Source organism: Algoriphagus yeomjeoni (assembly GCF_003259505.1).
Lineage (GTDB): Bacteria > Bacteroidota > Bacteroidia > Cytophagales > Cyclobacteriaceae > Algoriphagus > Algoriphagus yeomjeoni.
This window is the reverse complement of record NZ_QLLK01000002.1, coordinates 244,266-261,916: the sequence shown is the minus strand read 5'-3', so window position 1 is coordinate 261,916 and position 17,651 is coordinate 244,266. Positions and strand designations below refer to the sequence as shown.

17 protein-coding genes are annotated in these 17,651 nt (G+C 40.8%); 7 read left to right on the top strand and 10 right to left on the bottom strand.

Annotation, left to right across the window (positions count from 1 at the left end):
* Nucleotides 1-74 precede the first annotated feature (74 nt).
* Complete coding sequence (locus LV83_RS04420) at nt 75-869, top strand: M48 family metallopeptidase (protein WP_111610325.1); 795 nt, start codon at nt 75-77, stop codon at nt 867-869.
* 35 nt (nt 870-904) lie between these two features.
* Here the strand turns inward: LV83_RS04420 and LV83_RS04415 are convergent, their stop codons facing one another.
* Complete coding sequence (locus LV83_RS04415) at nt 905-1,708, bottom strand: 3'-5' exonuclease (RefSeq protein WP_111610324.1); 804 nt, start codon at nt 1,706-1,708, stop codon at nt 905-907.
* Between the two features lie 2 nt (nt 1,709-1,710).
* The gene (locus LV83_RS04410; RefSeq protein WP_111610323.1) at nt 1,711-3,066 is read right to left on the bottom strand and encodes a UDP-N-acetylmuramate--L-alanine ligase; all 1,356 of its coding nucleotides are present in this window, start codon (nt 3,064-3,066) and stop codon (nt 1,711-1,713) included.
* A gap of 325 nt (nt 3,067-3,391) precedes the next feature.
* On the opposite strand from LV83_RS04410, the gene dnaB reads away from it, so the two are divergent.
* A complete protein-coding gene (gene dnaB / locus LV83_RS04405; protein WP_111610322.1) occupies nt 3,392-4,972 on the top strand; it encodes a replicative DNA helicase in 1,581 nt (526 codons plus the stop codon).
* A gap of 6 nt (nt 4,973-4,978) precedes the next feature.
* On the top strand, nt 4,979-5,977 hold the full coding sequence (locus LV83_RS04400; RefSeq protein ID WP_111610321.1) for a quinone oxidoreductase family protein: 999 nt from the start codon (nt 4,979-4,981) through the stop codon (nt 5,975-5,977).
* On the opposite strand, the gene LV83_RS04395 is transcribed toward LV83_RS04400, so the two are convergent.
* Together LV83_RS04395 and LV83_RS04390 are read right to left on the bottom strand one after the other, a co-directional pair.
* Nucleotides 5,978-6,463, bottom strand: coding sequence for a hypothetical protein (locus tag LV83_RS04395; protein WP_111610320.1), 486 nt, complete (start codon nt 6,461-6,463; stop codon nt 5,978-5,980).
* A gap of 113 nt (nt 6,464-6,576) precedes the next feature.
* Nucleotides 6,577-6,909 (bottom strand): tetratricopeptide repeat protein, encoded by a 333-nt coding sequence (locus LV83_RS04390; RefSeq protein WP_111610319.1) that lies wholly within the window; start codon nt 6,907-6,909, stop codon nt 6,577-6,579.
* 74 nt (nt 6,910-6,983) lie between these two features.
* On the opposite strand from LV83_RS04390, the gene LV83_RS04385 reads away from it, so the two are divergent.
* The 4 genes from LV83_RS04385 (at nt 6,984) to LV83_RS04370 (ending at nt 11,126) form a co-directional block, all read left to right on the top strand.
* Complete coding sequence (locus tag LV83_RS04385) at nt 6,984-7,721, top strand: electron transfer flavoprotein subunit beta/FixA family protein (RefSeq protein ID WP_111610318.1); 738 nt, start codon at nt 6,984-6,986, stop codon at nt 7,719-7,721.
* Between the two features lie 35 nt (nt 7,722-7,756).
* Complete coding sequence (locus LV83_RS04380; protein ID WP_111610317.1) at nt 7,757-8,725, top strand: electron transfer flavoprotein subunit alpha/FixB family protein; 969 nt, start codon at nt 7,757-7,759, stop codon at nt 8,723-8,725.
* 6 nt (nt 8,726-8,731) lie between these two features.
* The gene (locus tag LV83_RS04375) at nt 8,732-9,328 is read left to right on the top strand and encodes a bifunctional nuclease family protein (RefSeq protein ID WP_111610316.1); all 597 of its coding nucleotides are present in this window, start codon (nt 8,732-8,734) and stop codon (nt 9,326-9,328) included.
* 511 nt (nt 9,329-9,839) lie between these two features.
* A complete protein-coding gene (locus LV83_RS04370) occupies nt 9,840-11,126 on the top strand; it encodes a NupC/NupG family nucleoside CNT transporter (protein ID WP_111610315.1) in 1,287 nt (428 codons plus the stop codon).
* 157 nt (nt 11,127-11,283) lie between these two features.
* Here LV83_RS04370 and LV83_RS04365 read toward each other — a convergent pair whose 3' ends face one another.
* From LV83_RS04365 to LV83_RS04340, 6 genes are all read right to left on the bottom strand, one after another.
* Nucleotides 11,284-11,604 carry a hypothetical protein gene (locus LV83_RS04365; RefSeq protein WP_111610314.1) on the bottom strand — a complete coding sequence of 107 codons (321 nt, stop codon included), beginning with the start codon at nt 11,602-11,604 and terminating at the stop codon, nt 11,284-11,286.
* 24 nt (nt 11,605-11,628) lie between these two features.
* Nucleotides 11,629-13,104 carry a M28 family peptidase gene (locus tag LV83_RS04360; protein ID WP_211320453.1) on the bottom strand — a complete coding sequence of 492 codons (1,476 nt, stop codon included), beginning with the start codon at nt 13,102-13,104 and terminating at the stop codon, nt 11,629-11,631.
* Between the two features lie 54 nt (nt 13,105-13,158).
* A complete protein-coding gene (locus tag LV83_RS04355; RefSeq protein ID WP_111610312.1) occupies nt 13,159-13,866 on the bottom strand; it encodes a pseudouridine synthase in 708 nt (235 codons plus the stop codon).
* A 215-nt stretch (nt 13,867-14,081) separates the two neighbouring features.
* A complete protein-coding gene (mnmA, locus tag LV83_RS04350; protein ID WP_111610311.1) occupies nt 14,082-15,296 on the bottom strand; it encodes a tRNA 2-thiouridine(34) synthase MnmA in 1,215 nt (404 codons plus the stop codon).
* A 234-nt stretch (nt 15,297-15,530) separates the two neighbouring features.
* On the bottom strand, nt 15,531-16,808 hold the full coding sequence (locus LV83_RS04345) for a serine hydrolase domain-containing protein (protein ID WP_111610310.1): 1,278 nt from the start codon (nt 16,806-16,808) through the stop codon (nt 15,531-15,533).
* Nucleotides 16,809-16,877: 69 nt separating this feature from the next.
* Nucleotides 16,878-17,552: an ROK family protein gene (locus LV83_RS04340; protein WP_111610309.1), complete on the bottom strand. Its 675-nt coding sequence runs from the start codon at nt 17,550-17,552 to the stop codon at nt 16,878-16,880.
* Between the last annotated feature and the right edge of the window lie 99 nt (nt 17,553-17,651).

The following is a 17,651-nucleotide window of genomic DNA, read 5'->3' as shown; positions in this document are numbered from 1 at the left end:
AATCGAGAGCTTAAAGTAGTGAAAAATGCTTTCTGGTATTTAATTTGAAACAAGAGAAGAAAAAAACAACCACCATGAAAAAAATAGCAATAGTATTTTGCGCCGGATTAATACTGTATTCATGTGCTAAAGTGCCATTAACAGGCCGGAATCAACTTGCATTGGTATCAAATGAAGAGATCCAACCTTTAGTAGATGAACAATACGATCAGGTATTAAAAGAAGACAAAGTCGTAACCAATACCGCAGACGGGCAAAAGGTTCTCAAAGTGGGGAAGCGTATGGCTGAAGCCGTGGAAAGCTACTTGGCTTCTCAAGGATATCAGGAACTAGCGAACTCATTCGATTGGGAGTTCAATTTGCTCCAAAGTGACCAGGTCAATGCTTGGTGTATGCCAGGAGGTAAAGTGGCTTTTTACACGGGAATTATGCCATTGACTCAAACGGAGACAGGTATAGCTGTTGTCATGGGGCATGAGATTGCGCACGCCGTTGCGTCACATTCTGCAGAGCGTATGTCAAATGGTATGGTCGCTAATTTAGGGGTAAGTGTGCTTTCCAGTGCAATCGGCCAGAACCCTTCAATGACCCAAGCTATTTTCCTTCAGTCTGTTGGTATTGGGGGAGAATTAGGGATGTTGAGTTTCTCGAGAAAGCACGAGTTAGAAGCAGATGAATTGGGTTTGACCTTTATGGCAATAGCTGGATATGATCCACGTGAGGCTCCAATTTTCTGGGAAAGAATGCTTGCCAATGAAAATGGTCAAGCTCCACCGGAATTTCTTTCTACTCACCCAGCTTCGCAAACAAGAATTGACAAGTTAAATAAGCACATGCCTAAGGCTTTGGAATTTTATAAAGGAAACTAATAACAAAAAACCCGGAGTTACTTCCGGGTTTTTTGTTATTGATTAAATCCTCTCAGTTTGATCTGAGTTAGCTTCCTTTTAGTGTCCAACGGGAAATCACCGCGCATCATCCAATCATAGTATCCTGGCTCATCTTTGAGTACCTGAGTGACAGGAGTTCCTTTTTGCTTTCCGAAGTTGAATACTTCTACACCTTCGTTGTTGAACACAAATCTCCCAGCCAGATCTACCATTTTTTCATTCAGCATGTCATGGAGTTTCTTCATGTCGTTTTCGAAGACGCCCATTTTGTTCCCTTGCAAGTCTTCCATTTCTTCTCCTAAATAGCGTTCTATTTGTGCTTTGAACACATCTAATGTAGCAAGTGTGTCTGCTTCAGCACTGTGTGCATTTTCTAGCGTTTGTCCGCAGTAGAACTTGTAGGCGGCAGTGAGGTTTCGCTTTTCCATCATGAAGAAAATCTTCTGCGCATCCAAAAGATTTCTTTTGTCTAAATCAAACTCGATTCCAGCCCTGAGAAATTCTTCTACCAGAAGCGGAATGTCATACTTTAAAACATTAAACCCAGCCAAATCTGATTGACCAATGAATTGGTATATTTCTCTCGAAAGTTCTTTAAAGGTCTTTTCCTCTTTCACATCCTTGTCATAAATGCCGTGAATTAGCGATGACTCAAGCGGAATAGGAATGGTTGGGTTGATTTTCTTGGTGTAGATTTCCTGTCCTCCATCTGGCTTTACCTTCACGATGGAAATTTCCACGATTCGGTCTGTCGAAATGTTGATTCCAGTGGCTTCTAGATCAAAAAATGCTACGGAATTCTTCAAGTTTAATTTCATGGTTAATTGAATTTAGCTTTAATCGGCTCCAGATCCATTTTGTCGTAGGATCCCGAACTCATCAAAAGTAGGTTGGAATTAGTATAGTCTTGAGCCAAAAGGAATTCTTTAAGGCTTTTGCTATCTGTAAATAATTTTAAATCAGGTCGTTGGAAGCCTTCTCTTAATGTATCTTCATCCATCAACTCTAGTTTTTTCAATGCGACAGCATGAGGATCAAGGTACACAATTGCGAGGTCAGCCGCCTCCATTGATTTGGCGTAGTTTGGCAAAAACTCCTTATTCAGCGAAGAGTAAGTATGCAATTCCTGCACAGCAATTAGCTTCCTGTTTGGGAATTGAGTTTTTACAGCCGAAACAGTCGCTTTTAATTTGGAAGGAGCGTGAGCAAAGTCCCGGAAAAGACTGGAGTTACCTGTTTCCACCAAAAGTTCTTGACGCTTTGCTGCGCCTTTGAAAGTCTGGATACTTTTGTAGAATTGTTCTTTAGTCAATCCCAATGCCAAGCAAATATCTAAAGCACCTTGCAAGTTTTGAAGGTTGTGTTCTCCGAAAATATAGATTGGAATATGGCCATTTTCTGTTTCCAGAAAAGTCTTGCCGCCTTTGATGATAGCTGGATGAGCATTATAGGCAGTTTTTGTAGCTGAAATTTCACTTTTCTCAGCTGCTGCTTTTACTAAAGGATCGGCTTCGCAATAAATCAATTCTCCAGAATCAGGAGTTAAATTCATCAATTTGCTAAACTGCTCTTTATATACTTCAAAGTCTGGAAAAACATTGTAATGATCCCAGGCTATTCCGCTCACCAAAGCAATATCATGTTTATAGTGAAAGAACTTCGGCGTTCTGTCTAGGGGAGAGGTAAGATATTCATCGCCTTCGATAATGATCACCGGAGCATCAGAAAGTTTAACCATCAAGTTAAAGCCTTCGATCTGGGCTCCAACGAGATAATCAAAATCTACCTGTTGATCTTTCAGTACATGAAGAATCACCGAAGTAATTGAAGTCTTTCCATGTGAGCCAGCTACGATTACCCGCTTTTTATTCTGACTTTGATTATAGATGAATTCTGGGAAAGAGTAAACAGGAATGCCCAATTCCTGAGCTTTTATAAGTTCAGGATTATCTATTCTGGCATGCATGCCTAAGATTATACCCTCCAAATCAGCTGTGATTTTTTCAGGAAACCATCCATATTCAGCCGGCAAAATCCCCGCTTTTTCTAATCTCGTACGGGATGGTTCGTAGATTTCATCATCAGAACCGGTGACCTGATAGCCTTTTTCTACGAGTGCTAAGGCTAAATTATGCATCACTGCTCCACCGACGGCTATAAAGTGATATTTATTCATTGAGTAAAATAACGAGTGGGAATTATACTTCAAACTTAAAAATAATTATTGGCAGCTTGGGGGCATAGCAATTCTAATTCAAAAGATTTTATTTAGTTGTTGAATTTTGACTGGTTAGTTAAAAGGATTTTGTGTTTGTTTTCCCAATAAATGCAACTACCTGAGTGTCTGAATTTATCTCTTATAATCGGAGTTAAGGCTGGATTTTTGTGATAATTAATAGGTTGATTTCCTTTTCGAGGCTTGGTTATTGAGGAGTTTAATTGTTGATAACTCTGGTAAAAGTTGTTTAGAACTCTTGCCTTTTTCAGAATACATTTGTTCTATGACCGAGAAAAGTAGCAATCCCCGTATTACCCGAAACAAGCCCACTCACCAAAATACTAACATGCTAGGCAAGGTGCCGCCGCAAGCCATTGATCTTGAGGAAGCTGTGCTAGGTGCATTGATGCTCGAGAAGGATGCGTTGACAAACGTGATTGATATTTTGAAGGTGGAGAGTTTTTATAAGGATTCTCATCAGGTCATTTTTCAGGCGATTCTTGATCTTTTTACCGAAAGTCAGCCGATAGATTTGCTTACCGTTACTTCTCAGCTTCGCAAAAGCGGTACGTTGGAGATTGCCGGTGGGGCTTTTTATGTGACTGAACTTACTTCAAAAGTAGCTTCTGCCGCCAATATTGAATACCATGCTCGGATTATCACTGAGCAATCCATCAAGCGTGAGATGATCAGAATTGCGTCTGATATCCAAAAAGATGCTTACGAGGAGACTACTGATGTTTTTGAGTTGCTGGACAAAATGGAGCAGAATCTTTTTGAGATATCTGAAAAAAATATCCGGAAGAATTACTCCGATATGAAGTCCATCATGCGGGAGGCGATCATAGAATTGGAAGCCAGAAAAGGTCAAAAAGACGGTTTGACTGGTGTCCCTTCTGGTTTGACTGCGTTGGATCGAGTGACCTCAGGATGGCAAAAATCAGATTTGGTGATTATTGCGGCTCGTCCTGCAATGGGTAAAACGGCTTTTGTACTTTCTGTTTTGAGAAATGCAGCGGTAGATCACAGTCGTCCGGTGGCAATCTTCTCACTGGAGATGTCCTCGATTCAGTTGGTGAATCGTTTGATTTCCTCCGAGGCTGAATTGGACTCAGAGAAAATCAAAAAAGGTACACTTGCTGAGCATGAGTGGGCTCAATTGGTTCATAAGACTGCAAAACTCTCCAAAGCACCGCTTTTCGTAGATGATACGCCTGCACTTTCTATACTTGAGCTTAGGGCAAAATGTAGAAAGCTAAAAGCTCAGCACGATATTCAGATGATCGTGATTGATTATTTGCAGTTGATGTCAGGAGATTCTAAAGGCGGAGGTGGAGGAAATCGAGAGCAGGAGATTGCAAGTATTTCCAGAGCCTTGAAGAAAATCGCAAAAGAACTAGAGGTTCCTGTAATTGCACTTTCGCAGCTTTCCAGAGCGGTGGAAACCAGAGGAGGAGATAAGCGTCCGCAACTTTCGGATTTAAGGGAATCAGGAGCCATCGAGCAGGATGCCGATATGGTGATGTTCCTTTACCGTCCTGAATATTATGGCATCACCGAAGATGAAGATGGTAATTCTACGCAGGGAGTCGGAGAAGTAATTATTGCTAAGCATAGAAATGGCTCCTTGGACAATGTGAAACTTCGATTTATCGGTAGATATACCAAATTCCAGGATTTGGATGGCTTTGGCAATATGCAAGATCCTCAAGGTGGAAATGCTGTTTACCGACCAACATTCGCAGCTCAATCGAGCGGGATTTCTGAGTTTGATTCTGGAAATACAATCAAACTTCAAAGCAAAGCAAACAGTGATGACGGAGACGATTTATTGAATAGAAATAACTCAGAAGACGCATTTTAAAAGCTTATGAACGCTATAACTCTACAAAGCACTCAATCTTCAAAATTACTACTGACCGATGTTCAAACTCGAAATTTGCATCCTGGAGAAGTACGCGTACTGATTAAAGCTGCGGCGCTGAATCACCGAGATGAATGGTGCAGACAAGGACTTTATCCAAATATTCAGGACGGTGTTGTTCTAGGTTCTGATGGTGCTGGAGTGGTGACTGAGATAGGAAAGGGAGTAGATTATGGGCTGTTGGATAAAGAAGTAATCATAAATCCCGCATTGAATTGGGGAGAAAATCAAAAAGTGCAAGGTCCAAATTTTGAGATTTTGGGCATGCCTAGAAACGGGACACTTGCAGAGTCAGTCATTGTTCCTGTAGACAGACTTTACGAGAAGCCAGCTCATATGACTTGGGAGGAAGCTGCAGCTTTGCCCTTAGCTGGATTAACAGCTTTCCGGGCACTTACTTACCAGGGGAATATTCAGGCTGGGGAAAACTTGCTAGTCACTGGATTTGGTGGTGGCGTAGCTCAATTTGCGGTCCAATTTGGATTGGCACTTGGTGCAAAGGTTTCAACGAGTAGTAGCAGCACTGAGAAACTGGAAAAAGCTAAAGCTTTGGGTGTATCAACTACTTTTAATTACTTGGATCACAATTGGATATCAAAAGCCATGGAAGTTACCAATGGTTTTGATTTGATCATAGATGGAGCTGTAGGCGATACGTTAAATCATCTGATTCAAGTTGCAAAACCAGGTGGGAAAATTGTTTTTTACGGAGCTACTTTAGGGAATCCATCTAAGTTGGAGGCAAGAAAAATATTCTGGAATCAGTTGAAAATTATGGGAACTACTATGGGTTCTGATCAAGATTTTAAGAATATGGTTTCCTTTGTCAACGAGAAAAAAATCAAGCCTATAATAGATCAGGTTTTCGGATTTGACAAGGCAGAAGAAGCCTTTAATCGGATGCGGGATGGAAAGCAAACCGGAAAAATAGTTTTGGTTCCTTAATTAAACCTCGATGTAAGTTTCACCAAATTCCTTTTTGGCGATTCTATAGATCTCATCTTTATCTAGTGGAACTACTAGCATATCGCCAGGTTTAGCGACCATACTGTCCTTCCAAGGCGCCTGAAACTTTAATGTTTTAGTCACTCCTAACTCATCAAAATGTGCTTCATTCACAATAATTCCCAATATTTCCCCCTTTGGATGATAGCAGCCCCAACCATGCTCTAGGGCTTGAACTATAGTGTATTTTTTTTCAAAAGTTTCAGCTTTTACTAAATACAGCTCATTTACACTTGTCTGATTTTCAACCAACCAGTCTCCAACCTCAGCAGTGTTTTGGGTTTCTTCTCCATCAGATGTTTTTGTGATCACCAATTGCCCCGGTTTTGCTTTTTTGGCTCGGATCATACTCTTTTTTTTATAGCGTTTACCGCTTTTTTCTAAAATAGGGAGAAAATGAGCCAGCATTTCTTTTTGGGTGATCATGGAACTATAGGGTTAGATTATTTGATATAGGTCATATAAAACTACTAATTTCAAGTTAAGGATTGCTCACATTTTTTTATGAATTCAGTACTTTTTAGCCAATCTGACTAGTCTTAATCCAAGTCATTTTCAAAGAGAAAATTCTGATAGGCATTCTGAAGCTCTTGCAATGCTTTCATATTTTTTTGTTCACGAGCCAGAGAAATTCCATCTTCAAAAATCACTTTAGACTGCTCTAAATCACCCATTTCTGCATAAAGATGTGCAGCAGGAAAGTACGTTGCAAGATAAGTAGGATGCTCAGATAGCAATTTCATGAAGAGACTATGAGCTTCCTTGGGGTCCGATTCTCTGTGTTCTATAGCCAATGCATACCAGTTGAAAGGGTTCTCCGGTTCCTCTTCGGTAAATTGTTTTAGTAGCGTTATCCTGTCCAGATTGCTCATCAATAGTTTTTTTAATTAAGTGCTTACTGTTATTTTCACGATAAATAAATCTAACCTAATCTAATTCTAAACCAATGAAGATTCTTGTTTGTATCACCCACGTACCCGATACTACCTCCAAGATTCAGTTTACAGCCGACAATACCAAGTTTGATTCAACGGGCGTTCAATATATTATTGGACCTTATGATGATTACGCTTTGGCAAGAGCAGTCGAACTGAGAGATCAAGCGAGTGGAAAGTTAACTGTTATGAATGTAGGAGAGGCGGATTCTGATCCTACTTTAAGAAAAGCTTTAGCAATAGGAGCAGATGATGCTATACGCGTAAACGCTGCGCCTAAAGACTCATACTTCGTAGCCCAGCAAATAGCTCATTATGCAAAAGAAGGAGCTTACGATCTGATTTTGATGGGTAGAGAGTCTATTGATTTCAATGGAGGAATGGTTCATGGAATGGTTGGCGAATTGCTGGGAATGCCGTCCTTTTCGCCAGTGATGAAACTAGATGTAGATGGCTCAACTGTGAAAATGGCCAGAGAAATCGAAGGTGGTAAGGAAATGCTCGAAGCTAGCCTTCCATTGATTGCGGGCTGTCAAGAACCAATTGCAGAGTGGAAAATTCCAAATATGCGCGGTATCATGTCTGCCAGAACCAAGCCTCTTAATGTAGTGGAGCCAGTATCTCAGGAGACTCAGGCTGAAGCTAGCAAATATGAGCTGCCTCCAGCTAAAGGAGCGGTGAAATTGGTGGATAAAGATAATGTGGCAGAGCTGGTGAAGCTGTTGAAAAATGAAGCAAAGGTGCTTTAATAAAAACCCAATAACTTGTTATAAATTAGGATATTATGTCAATTTTAGTATATATAGAACAGGCTGAAGGAAAGGTAAAAAAGACTAGTCTTGAGGCAGTTTCTTTTGCAAATGCTTTAGCAGCACAGACTGGAGAAGGAGATGTGATTGCAGTTGCTCTCGGCACCATTGGAAATGAGGAGTTAGCCTCTGTAGGAAAAGCGGGCGCAGCAAAAGTGCTTCACGGTGCTGAAAGTAAGTTGGATGCCGGAGTGATCCAAGCACACGCTTCCGCGGTAGCACAGGCTTTCAATCTAGTAGGAGCAAAGACATTGGTTTTGGCTAAATCTTCCCTTGGAGATGCAGTTGCGGCAAGACTTGCGATTAAAATAAAAGCAGGCTTGGTGTCAAATGTGGTAGAGTTACCGAAAACTGATTCTGGATACCTTGTGAAAAGGAGTATTTACACAGGAAAAGCTTTTGCTGAAACTTCTGTAACGACAGAAAATAAAATCCTTGCAATCAAAAAGAATGCAATTGATTTGAAGCAGGATGGAGCAGCTGCTCAGGTTGAAACCTTCGATGTGGCGTTGGAAGACGCTGATTTTGCATCAAAAATTACATCTACCGAACGTGCTACAGGCGACGTTTTGCTTCCTGAAGCAGATATTGTAGTTTCAGGTGGAAGAGGCTTGAAAGGGCCAGAAAACTGGGGTATGGTAGAAGATATGGCTAAAATTTTAGGAGCTGCTACTGCATGTTCTAAACCCGTTTCTGACCTCGAATGGAGACCTCATCACGAGCATGTGGGACAAACTGGAGTAAAAGTCGCTCCAACTTTATACATAGCGATAGGAATTTCAGGAGCTATTCAACATCTTGCAGGAGTTAACTCTTCAAAGTGCATTGTGGTCATCAATAAAGATCCTGATGCTCCTTTTTTCAAAGCTGCGGACTACGGAATCGTAGGCGATGCATTTGAGGTTGTGCCAAAATTAAACGAAGCATTAAAAGCTGAATTATAAATTTTTGTGGAAAAAATCATAGAACTTGAGATTTTGGGACTTTCGTCCAATCATTCCCAATCAGGGTCATTTACCTTGGTGTTAGGTGAAGTTGGTGGAGCAAGACGGTTGCCGATAGTGATCGGTATGTTTGAAGCTCAGGCGATCGCTTTAGAAATCGAAAAGATTGTTCCAAATCGTCCCATGACACATGATTTGTTTAAATCATTTGCATCTGGGTTTAATTTTGATATTGAAAGAATCGTTATAACTGACATGAAGGAAGGTGTCTATTATGCTAAAATCAAGTGTAAAGGAGACAAAATCGAGACAGATGTAGATGCTCGACCTTCGGATGCAATAGCTATAGCGATACGATTTGGAAGCCCTGTATTTTGTACCGAAAAGGCTATGTCCGAAGGGGCAGTTGAGCATTATGAGGTAGAGAAAAAGGATGATAAAACACCACCAAAACCTTCCACACAAAAGTTCACGACTAAAAAAGAACCTTCTTTGAAGGATTTCAGCTTGGACAAGCTTAATCAGATGCTTGATAAAGCTATCAATAATGAAGATTACGAACGAGCAGCTCGAATCCGAGATGAAATCAACAAGAGAAACTGATACAGTTTAAGGCCCGGGTTAGCTCGGGCTTTTTTTATGATTTTTTCTTTACCACGAAGACCACAAAGAAAACGTAAAGTGCGCAGTTTTCCTGCTTCCAAATTTAGTTTAAGTCTCATGACTAGGACTCACTTTACTGAAGTTTTCAAACTTCGAAAGACGATAGGGGGAATTTACTTCATTTCTTAGAAAATGATGCAGTCGGGAGAGGGGACTGCATTAAAATGAGCATGTGATACTGTTTGTGATGACAGAAACAGTTACGAAGTGAAATTTCTAGCGTGTTTTAGACGATAAATAGAATGGCAGTCCGAAGACAGCATTAAAATAGGCACAAGTCTGAAGACTTGTGCCAAAAATTGTGTTTTGTGACTCTGAATTCTGATCACTGCGACTGATCACTGTTCACTATTTACCCCTAATTCTCATTTTAAAACTTAACCTCATGATACATGATTGTTTTCCGAACCTGCGTTCCTTATTTTTAGCTTTTATTTGCAACACTTACTGAATGGATTATATAAGAGGAGTCTTTGGTCTGGCCGTCATCGTTTTGGTGGCTTTTATTTTTTCAAGCAATAGAAAGAAAATCGATTGGAGATTAGTTGGTATTGGGATCCTACTTCAATTGGTTTTTGGGTTTTTGATTACTCAGGTACCTGTTGTGGAAAGTGCCTTTGCTATGGTCAGTCGAGGCTTTGTGAAGTTTCTGAGCTTCAGTCGGGATGGGGCAGCATTTATTTTTGGAGATTTAGCAGGAGATGGCTACGGTTTCATTTTCGCTTTCCAAGTTCTTCCTACAATTATCTTCTTTTCTACGGTATCAGCAGGTTTATACTACTTAGGAATACTACAGAAAGTGGTTTTCGGTATCGCTTGGGTAATGGCGAGAACGATGAGATTATCTGGTCCCGAAAGCTTATCAGCAGCAGGAAATATCTTTTTAGGACAAACTGAAGCCCCTTTGTTAGTTCGACCTTTTATTCCTCAGATGAGTAAATCTGAACTGATGTGCTTGATGACTGGCGGAATGGCCACAATTGCCGGGGGTGTTTTGGCGGGTTATGTGGCTTTTCTAGGAGGAGATAGTCTGGAGGAGCAAAGTAGATTTGCAGCTTATCTTCTCGGTGCAAGTATCATGAATGCTCCAGCTGCTATCGTAATGTCCAAGATGTTTATTCCTGAGTTGGAAAAGGAGCGGGTTCAGGACAAGCTTGAAGTGAACGAGGAAGCGATGGGAGTGAACTTGATCGATGCCATGTCTATTGGTGCTTCCGAAGGTTTGAAATTGGCATTGAATGTAGGAGCAATGCTTTTGGCATTTATTGCCGTCATCGCAGCGCTCAATTACCTCTTGATGGGGATTTTGGGAGATGTTACAGGGTTGAATGAGTTTGTGGTGAGAACTACAGGAGGTCAGTTCCAAGGTTTTTCATTAGAATATCTTTTTGGCCAAGTCTTCCGGGTTTTTGCCTGGGTGATAGGAGTGGAGTGGGCAGACACATTGCAAGTAGGTTCTTTGCTAGGTCAGAAAACTGTCATTAACGAATTCGTAGCTTACTTGAGCCTTTCTGAAATGAAGGAAATGGGAAGCCTAAGCGCCAAATCAATTGTCATCGCTACCTATGCACTTTGTGGTTTTTCCAATTTCAGTTCAATTGCAATTCAGTTGGGTGGTATCGCCATCATCGCTCCAAACCAGCAGGCTAATATTAGCCGATTGGGATTAAAGTCATTGCTTGCAGCGTCGCTTGCTTGCCTGATGACGGCGACGATTGCGGGGATGTTGTTTGGGTAGGTTTTTTGAGTAGGGAGTATTAAGTAGCAAGACATAAGATTTTACAGTCTAGACGCAAGAAATTAGAGATCAGAATCAAGAGTTTAGAGGCGAGAGTAAAAAAATTAAAGAGGTAAAAAGAGAGATGACATCATCTTACTTTTTACCTCTCAATTTCTTATTTCCAATCCCCTGTTTTTCTAAATTCTTTTATTTCTAAAAGCCAGTTTTTATATTCTGGGCTTTCAAAGTCCAAATCACCGTTGTCATCTAACGGAGGATAAGGTTGATTGCCTGCTAGAAATCCTTCAAGCCAATATTGTGCTGATTCCGAAATCTCATCCATCTCAGCTTTTGAAACACAAAAGTCTATTTTTTTTATTGGACACCAAGCCAATATCCTTCCAGGAAAAGTGTGAGGGTTCCCTATCAAATAATGCTTTCCTTCACAGCCTTTATGTTTAAACCAAAATCTCTTATCTATTTTGGGAGTGTCCATTAAATATAATTTTTGAAGTACTTATTATTTTTTATCCCCATAAAGCTTTTTCCCTGCCTCTTCATACTTATCACCAGCAACCCACATTGGTTGAGCTTCTGCATTGGCGATGTTTTGCGCAGCAAGGATAAATGACTTCCAGTAAAGCGTCACATAGTCCAAATCCATGGAGTCCACGTGATCTCCAGCTTTGTGATAATACTTGTTGATCTCATCGTCGAATGCCGTGAATCCAAGGCTGAAAGTAGGAGCAGGGATGCCTTCTTTGGCGAAGTTCACATTATCTGATCTATCGTAAAGTCCTTGCTCTGGAGCTGGATCTGCTATAGCTTTCAACCCAAAATCTGCAACAGCCTCAGCAACCAAGTCATCTGCGGTAGTTCTGCCCAATCCGATCACCGTAATTACTGAAGTATCATTATAGCCAGCACCATCGATGTTTAGGTTGTAGATGATTTTATCCAATGGAATTAATGGGTTTGCTGCGAAATAAGCAGAACCTAGAAGCCCTTTTTCTTCTGCAGTCCAAAGTGCCAAAAGAATGGATCTTTTTGGTGGATTTTTGGCAAAGAACTTTGCAGAGTTCATTACCGCAACAGTACCTACAGCATTATCTCTAGTACCATTGTAAATGGAGTCACCACTGGCATCTGGCGCCCCAATTCCCACGTGATCGTAGTGTGCAGATAGCATGACGAATTCATCCTTTAGCGTCTTGTCTGTGCCTTCAATCCACGCAAGTACATTTTTGCCTTCTACAGGTGTGTTTTTCTTGCCTTCTATTAAAAGATTGGCCTCAACCTTACCATCAGTCAATTGATTCTTAATCGTGTTTTTCACATCTTCTATCCAGATGTATGGCATTTTGCTAGACTCGCCATTATCTATTACCATCTGGCTTCGATTGAGGTAATTGACAATCAATGGCCATGGAATAGATGGGATATTAAACCTTTCAATAACTCCGATCGCACCGGCAGCTTCGGCGAGTTTTCCTTTTTCAGCTCCTAAACTGAATAGATCAGCTGGACTCATGCGATCTGGAGCGCCAACGTTGGTCAATAGGATTTTGCCTTTTAAGTCTTTTCCCTCCAAATCTTCTGCAAGTCCAAAACCTACATCGACTAACTCATATTTTCCAGAAATACCATCTCCGCTGATCACAAGCATGTTTTTACCTTGGGAATAAAGCGAGTCCCTCAATTTGATTTCGCCCTTGCTTGGAGGAGAAGACATCATGAATGGAATATTTTGGAAATAACCATCTGCTCCGGGAACTGGTTTTGCACCAGCATCCTCCAACTGCATCGATATGTAATTGTAGGCCATGGCCATTTCTGGAGCCCCAGGGTCTCTTCCTTTCAATTCATCTGATGCTAGATAAGTGAGGTCAGCGACTGCAGCAGTTTCGTTGAATTTTTTATCAATTTTCTTCTTTTGAGCTTCTGCCACAAAAGTCACAGATAACAAAAGGCTTAGTCCTAACAGTGATTTTTTCATAGGGTTTATATAAAGTGTATTCTAAAGTAGTTGAAATTAAGGAAAAGATGGCTTCTAACCTTCTAAATCAAGTGCTGACCAACCTAGATCACTTATTGTTTTTTGGAAATGAGAAGGAAGTGAAGCTTCAATAGATACTTTCTTTTTCGAAATCGGGTGAGTGAATTCAAGCTTTCTAGCATGTAATAGTAGGTTCACCATACCAAATTGCTTCTCGAAAAATTGGTTCTGCTTATTATCTCCGTGTTTTTTATCTCCCAATATATAGTGACGAATATGTGCTAAATGCCGTCTGATCTGATGCGTTCGGCCCGTTTCAGGTTTTAGCTCAAGCAAACTGTAGCGACTTGAAGGATATCTTCCTGTGGTATTAAAAGGGATTTCCGCTTCTGCCAAAACTTGAAAATGCGTTTGTGATTCCTGCAATTTCCCAGAGCGCTCACTTGTCAAGGGATGATCAATCAGGTTCGACTTAATCGTAGGAATCCCTCGAACAATGGCTAGATAAGTTTTCTTCACCGATCGATCAGCGAATTGCTCTTTAAGTAGGGGGAGGACTTCTTCATTCTTGGAGAAAAGCAAAACACCACTTGTCGGTCTGTCCAATCGATGAACCGGTGAAACATGCTGACCAATTTGATCACGAAGCAACTGCAAAGCAAAGACGGTTTCCTCCGCTGCGATAGAAGTCCGATGAACAAGCAATCCAGAAGGTTTATTGATGGCAATAAGGTATTCGTCTTCGAAAAGAATTTCTAACACTGGAAAATTTAAAATGAATGAATTAAGAATTTAAAATAATGGCTATCTGAAAGTAATGAATGGGGTTCAGGTTTGGCTATTCCCCCTTTATAAAGGAGGCTAGGGGGATTTGTTGTTTTAGGTAAAAAGAGGCTAATAAATTGAACTTCAAATTTCAAATTACATTAGCCTCGTATTCCGATAGCTATCGGAACGTAAATTGTAAATCCTAATTCCTAAAATATCGTCCCAGATCCTATACATTCCTCAACCTCATACCAAGCTACAAATTGACCCGAAGCTACACCCTTCTGAGGCTGATCGAAGATGACGTAAAGACCATTTTCTTTCTGGATCAACGTAGCTCCGCTGAGAGGCTGGCGGTAGCGGATTCTGGCTTCGTATCTTCTGCTTTCGCCGATGTTGAGTTTCAAATCTTCTCTAATCCAGTGTATATCTTCGTTTTTGACAAATAAGCCATCACGAAGTAAGCCAGGATGGGTTTCTCCCAAACCTGTGTAGATCACATTCTCTTGCGTGTCAGTAGAAATCACAAATAAGGGTTTTCCGGTTCCTCCTACATGAAGTCCTTTCCTTTGACCAACGGTGAAATAATGTGCGCCATTATGCTCACCAAGGACTTTTCCTTGATTCTGAGTGTAGTGCGTTGGCAGAGAAATAGCATCCAAAGTCTCCTGATTATAGTCTTCAGGAGCAAATCCTGCTGGTATTTGCTTATTCTGGTAGATGGCTAGTTCTTCAGGAATTTGAATAATCTGGCCTTTTTTAGGCTTTAATTGTTGCTGAAGGAAATCAGGCAAACGTACTTTTCCTATAAAGCAAAGCCCCTGACTGTCTTTTTTATCAGCAGTAATTAAGTCCATCTCTTTGGCTTTTGCACGGACATCCGGCTTTTGCATATGCCCGATTGGGAATAGCGCTTTGGCTAACTGACCTTGGTTCAATTGACACAGGAAATAACTCTGATCTTTGTTTGGATCGGCTCCTGCAAGCAATTGATAGGCTGTTTTTCCATCAGCTCCTATAGTTTCGCCTTTCTGGCAATAATGCCCAGTTGCTACAAAGTCAGCCTTTAGCTTTTCTGCAGCTTTCAGGAAAATATCGAATTTGATCTCTCTGTTGCAAAGAATATCCGGATTGGGAGTACGGCCTGCTTTGTATTCAGCAAACATGTAATCCACAATTCTATCCTTGTATTCTTCGCTAAGATCTATGGCTTGAAATGGTATTCCCAACTTTTCAGCTACCAGCATAGCATCGGTGGAGTCTTCCATCCAGGGGCATTCGTTGGAAATGGTGACAGATTCATCGTGCCAGTTCTTCATGAACATCCCGATGACTTCATAGCCTTGCTCGATGAGAAGGTGAGCGGCTACGGAACTATCGACCCCTCCGGAGAGGCCGACTACTACTCTTGGTCTTTCTTTCATACGCTGTAATAAGTAATGGATTCAAGGTCCATTAGGTTACAATGAGTGCAGAACAACATTTTATTAGAAAATGGTTCTGCTTAGCGCAAAGTTAAGGGAAATCTATTGTACTGTGATTTGTTTAAAGTACTCAAACAAAATGTCGTTCGTGATGACACGAACGACGGCAAGAGAAATTTAGTGAGCTAAGATTTTATATCGATCCTGATGACACGAACGATGGTTTAGCTGATTTTAATTAGAGCCGCTAGGCTGATATTTCCCATAAACCGCATCTTTGAACTTTTTGTGAAGCTTGATTTGATCATATGGGAAAAGCTGGACAAAAAGAACGGCTGTAATCTCATTGACCGGATCAACCCAAAAAAGTGTACTGGCTGCTCCATCCCAAAAGAATTCACCTACAATCCCGTTCATTTCTTCAGCACTTGCCGGTGGAGCTACTCGCACTGCGAAATCAATTCCAAACCCTACATTTCCTTTGCTAGGCAACCAGGATCTTTCGGTCACAGAATCAGGAAGTTGATTGGTACTCATGAGCTCAACTGTCTCAGGCTTCAAAACACGGACACCATCAAACTCACCTTTGTGAACCAGCATTCTGGCAAAAGTCATGTAATCGTCCAAAGTCGAAGTAAATCCAAATCCTCCCGGAGTCAGTGGCCACTCATTGATATTGAAGTTATGAGCTTCTTCATTTGGCAATTGTTCGAGCTGACCTTCACCTGTTCTTCGGTAAGATGCAGACATTCTTGCTCTGTCACTTTCTGGGACAAAATACCTTGTATCTGTCATGTTAAGTGGATCGAGTACATGCTCCTGAACATATTGCTTGTATGGAACTCCAGCAATTCTTTCTACCAAAAATGCCTGAACATCCACAGATTGACCATATTCCCACTGGGTACCAGGCTGAAACCAAAGCGGAATTTGCCCGATTCTCTTGGCCATTTCATTTAAATCTATCTCAAAACTTCTCGGATCTTTCTCTGCAAGAATATCACTTAAGCCAGGTATATCAGCACGGTTTGGAAAGCCAGCGGTATGCCGGGTTAAATCTCGAATAGTAACTGGTCTGTCCGCATCAACGAGTTTGATATCTCCATTTTCATCTACACCATCATAGACTTTCATGTCTGCAAACTCAGGCGCATATTTTGAAAGTGGATCATCCAACTGGAATTTACCTTCCTCGTAAAGCGTCATCAGCGCCGTTCCTGTAATTGGCTTGGTCATAGAGTAAATCTGCACAATGGTATTTCTATCCATCTTCACCTGATTTTCCCGATCAGCATAGCCAAAAGCATTGAAATAAACCTCTTGATCTTTTTCAAAAATTAATGCTGAAACTCCTGCAAGATTTCCACTGTCTACAAAGCTCGATAGGGTAGAGTCTATTCTTGCCCGGACTTGCTCATTTACCAGTAGTGTTTCTGTGTTGTCTTTTGACTGCCTCTTTTCACAACTTGAAAAAATAAGGATGGCAAAGGCATAAAGGAATAGGTGTTTCATAGGTATAGGTTATTGGGAACTAGGGTGAATTGAAATCTACGAAAAATGAAGAGGCTGATAAAGTAGGATTTAGAGCTTAAAATCCTCTTCCCAGAACTTGAATCCACCTGTGAAAGCATTTTGATTTGTGCCTAATCTGCAACCTTCAGGAATTTCGGAAAGCAACTTCGAGTTTCCACCACCGAGTAGAATATCATCAGGCTGGAAAGTAGCACGGAAGATTTCAACAGTTTTCTGTACGTTTTTCTCCCATCTCTTTGATCCGCTTTTGGTCAGATACTCTTTATTCACATATTCTTCAAAAGTCTTTTTCTTAAAAGGTAGGTGTCCGCCTTCTAGTGGAACAATGACATTGTGGATCACCATAGCTGTTCCAAGTCCAGTTCCTAAACCAAGAAAAAGCAATTTTTTACCCTCATATCCACCAAGTGCCTGCATGGCAGCGTCATTTATAATTTTAACTGGGCAATTGAAAGCTGCATGGAAATCAAATTTATTCCATCCTTCGCCAAGGTTTACAGGCTCGGAAACAATTCTGTTTTCTTTGACCATACCAGGGAAACCCATGGTAATCATGTCATAGTCCCATTGAGCGGCATTTTCTTTGACTAACTCGACCATCTCTGCAGGCTTGAAATCAGCTCCAGATGGGATTTTAATTCTTTCTTCAGCACCTGTAGCCAGGATTTTTACATTTGAACCCCCTATGTCGATTACGAGGATTTTCTTTTTCTTTTTTTCCATCCATTGAAACTAAATAGAAATGTTTACTTACAGAAGAAGAAATTGATTCAATTCTCAATTTTGAGAAAAAATAGTAGAGAGTTAATACAAAAGTAATTT

Excerpts from the sequence above, each read along its gene's own strand:
- LV83_RS04420 (WP_111610325.1), top strand. The coding sequence starts at position 75 with ATGAAAAAAATAGCAATAGTATTTTGCGCCGGATTAATACTGTATTCA.
- LV83_RS04415 (WP_111610324.1), bottom strand. The coding sequence starts at position 1,708 with ATGAAATTAAACTTGAAGAATTCCGTAGCATTTTTTGATCTAGAAGCC.
- LV83_RS04410 (WP_111610323.1), bottom strand. The coding sequence starts at position 3,066 with ATGAATAAATATCACTTTATAGCCGTCGGTGGAGCAGTGATGCATAAT.
- dnaB (WP_111610322.1), top strand. The coding sequence starts at position 3,392 with ATGACCGAGAAAAGTAGCAATCCCCGTATTACCCGAAACAAGCCCACT.
- LV83_RS04400 (WP_111610321.1), top strand. The coding sequence starts at position 4,979 with ATGAACGCTATAACTCTACAAAGCACTCAATCTTCAAAATTACTACTG.
- LV83_RS04395 (WP_111610320.1), bottom strand. The coding sequence starts at position 6,463 with ATGATCACCCAAAAAGAAATGCTGGCTCATTTTCTCCCTATTTTAGAA.
- LV83_RS04390 (WP_111610319.1), bottom strand. The coding sequence starts at position 6,909 with ATGAGCAATCTGGACAGGATAACGCTACTAAAACAATTTACCGAAGAG.
- LV83_RS04385 (WP_111610318.1), top strand. The coding sequence starts at position 6,984 with ATGAAGATTCTTGTTTGTATCACCCACGTACCCGATACTACCTCCAAG.
- LV83_RS04380 (WP_111610317.1), top strand. The coding sequence starts at position 7,757 with ATGTCAATTTTAGTATATATAGAACAGGCTGAAGGAAAGGTAAAAAAG.
- LV83_RS04370 (WP_111610315.1), top strand. The coding sequence starts at position 9,840 with ATGGATTATATAAGAGGAGTCTTTGGTCTGGCCGTCATCGTTTTGGTG.
- LV83_RS04365 (WP_111610314.1), bottom strand. The coding sequence starts at position 11,604 with ATGGACACTCCCAAAATAGATAAGAGATTTTGGTTTAAACATAAAGGC.
- LV83_RS04360 (WP_211320453.1), bottom strand. The coding sequence starts at position 13,104 with ATGAAAAAATCACTGTTAGGACTAAGCCTTTTGTTATCTGTGACTTTT.
- mnmA (WP_111610311.1), bottom strand. The coding sequence starts at position 15,296 with ATGAAAGAAAGACCAAGAGTAGTAGTCGGCCTCTCCGGAGGGGTCGAT.
- LV83_RS04345 (WP_111610310.1), bottom strand. The coding sequence starts at position 16,808 with ATGAAACACCTATTCCTTTATGCCTTTGCCATCCTTATTTTTTCAAGT.
- LV83_RS04340 (WP_111610309.1), bottom strand. The coding sequence starts at position 17,552 with ATGGAAAAAAAGAAAAAGAAAATCCTCGTAATCGACATAGGGGGTTCA.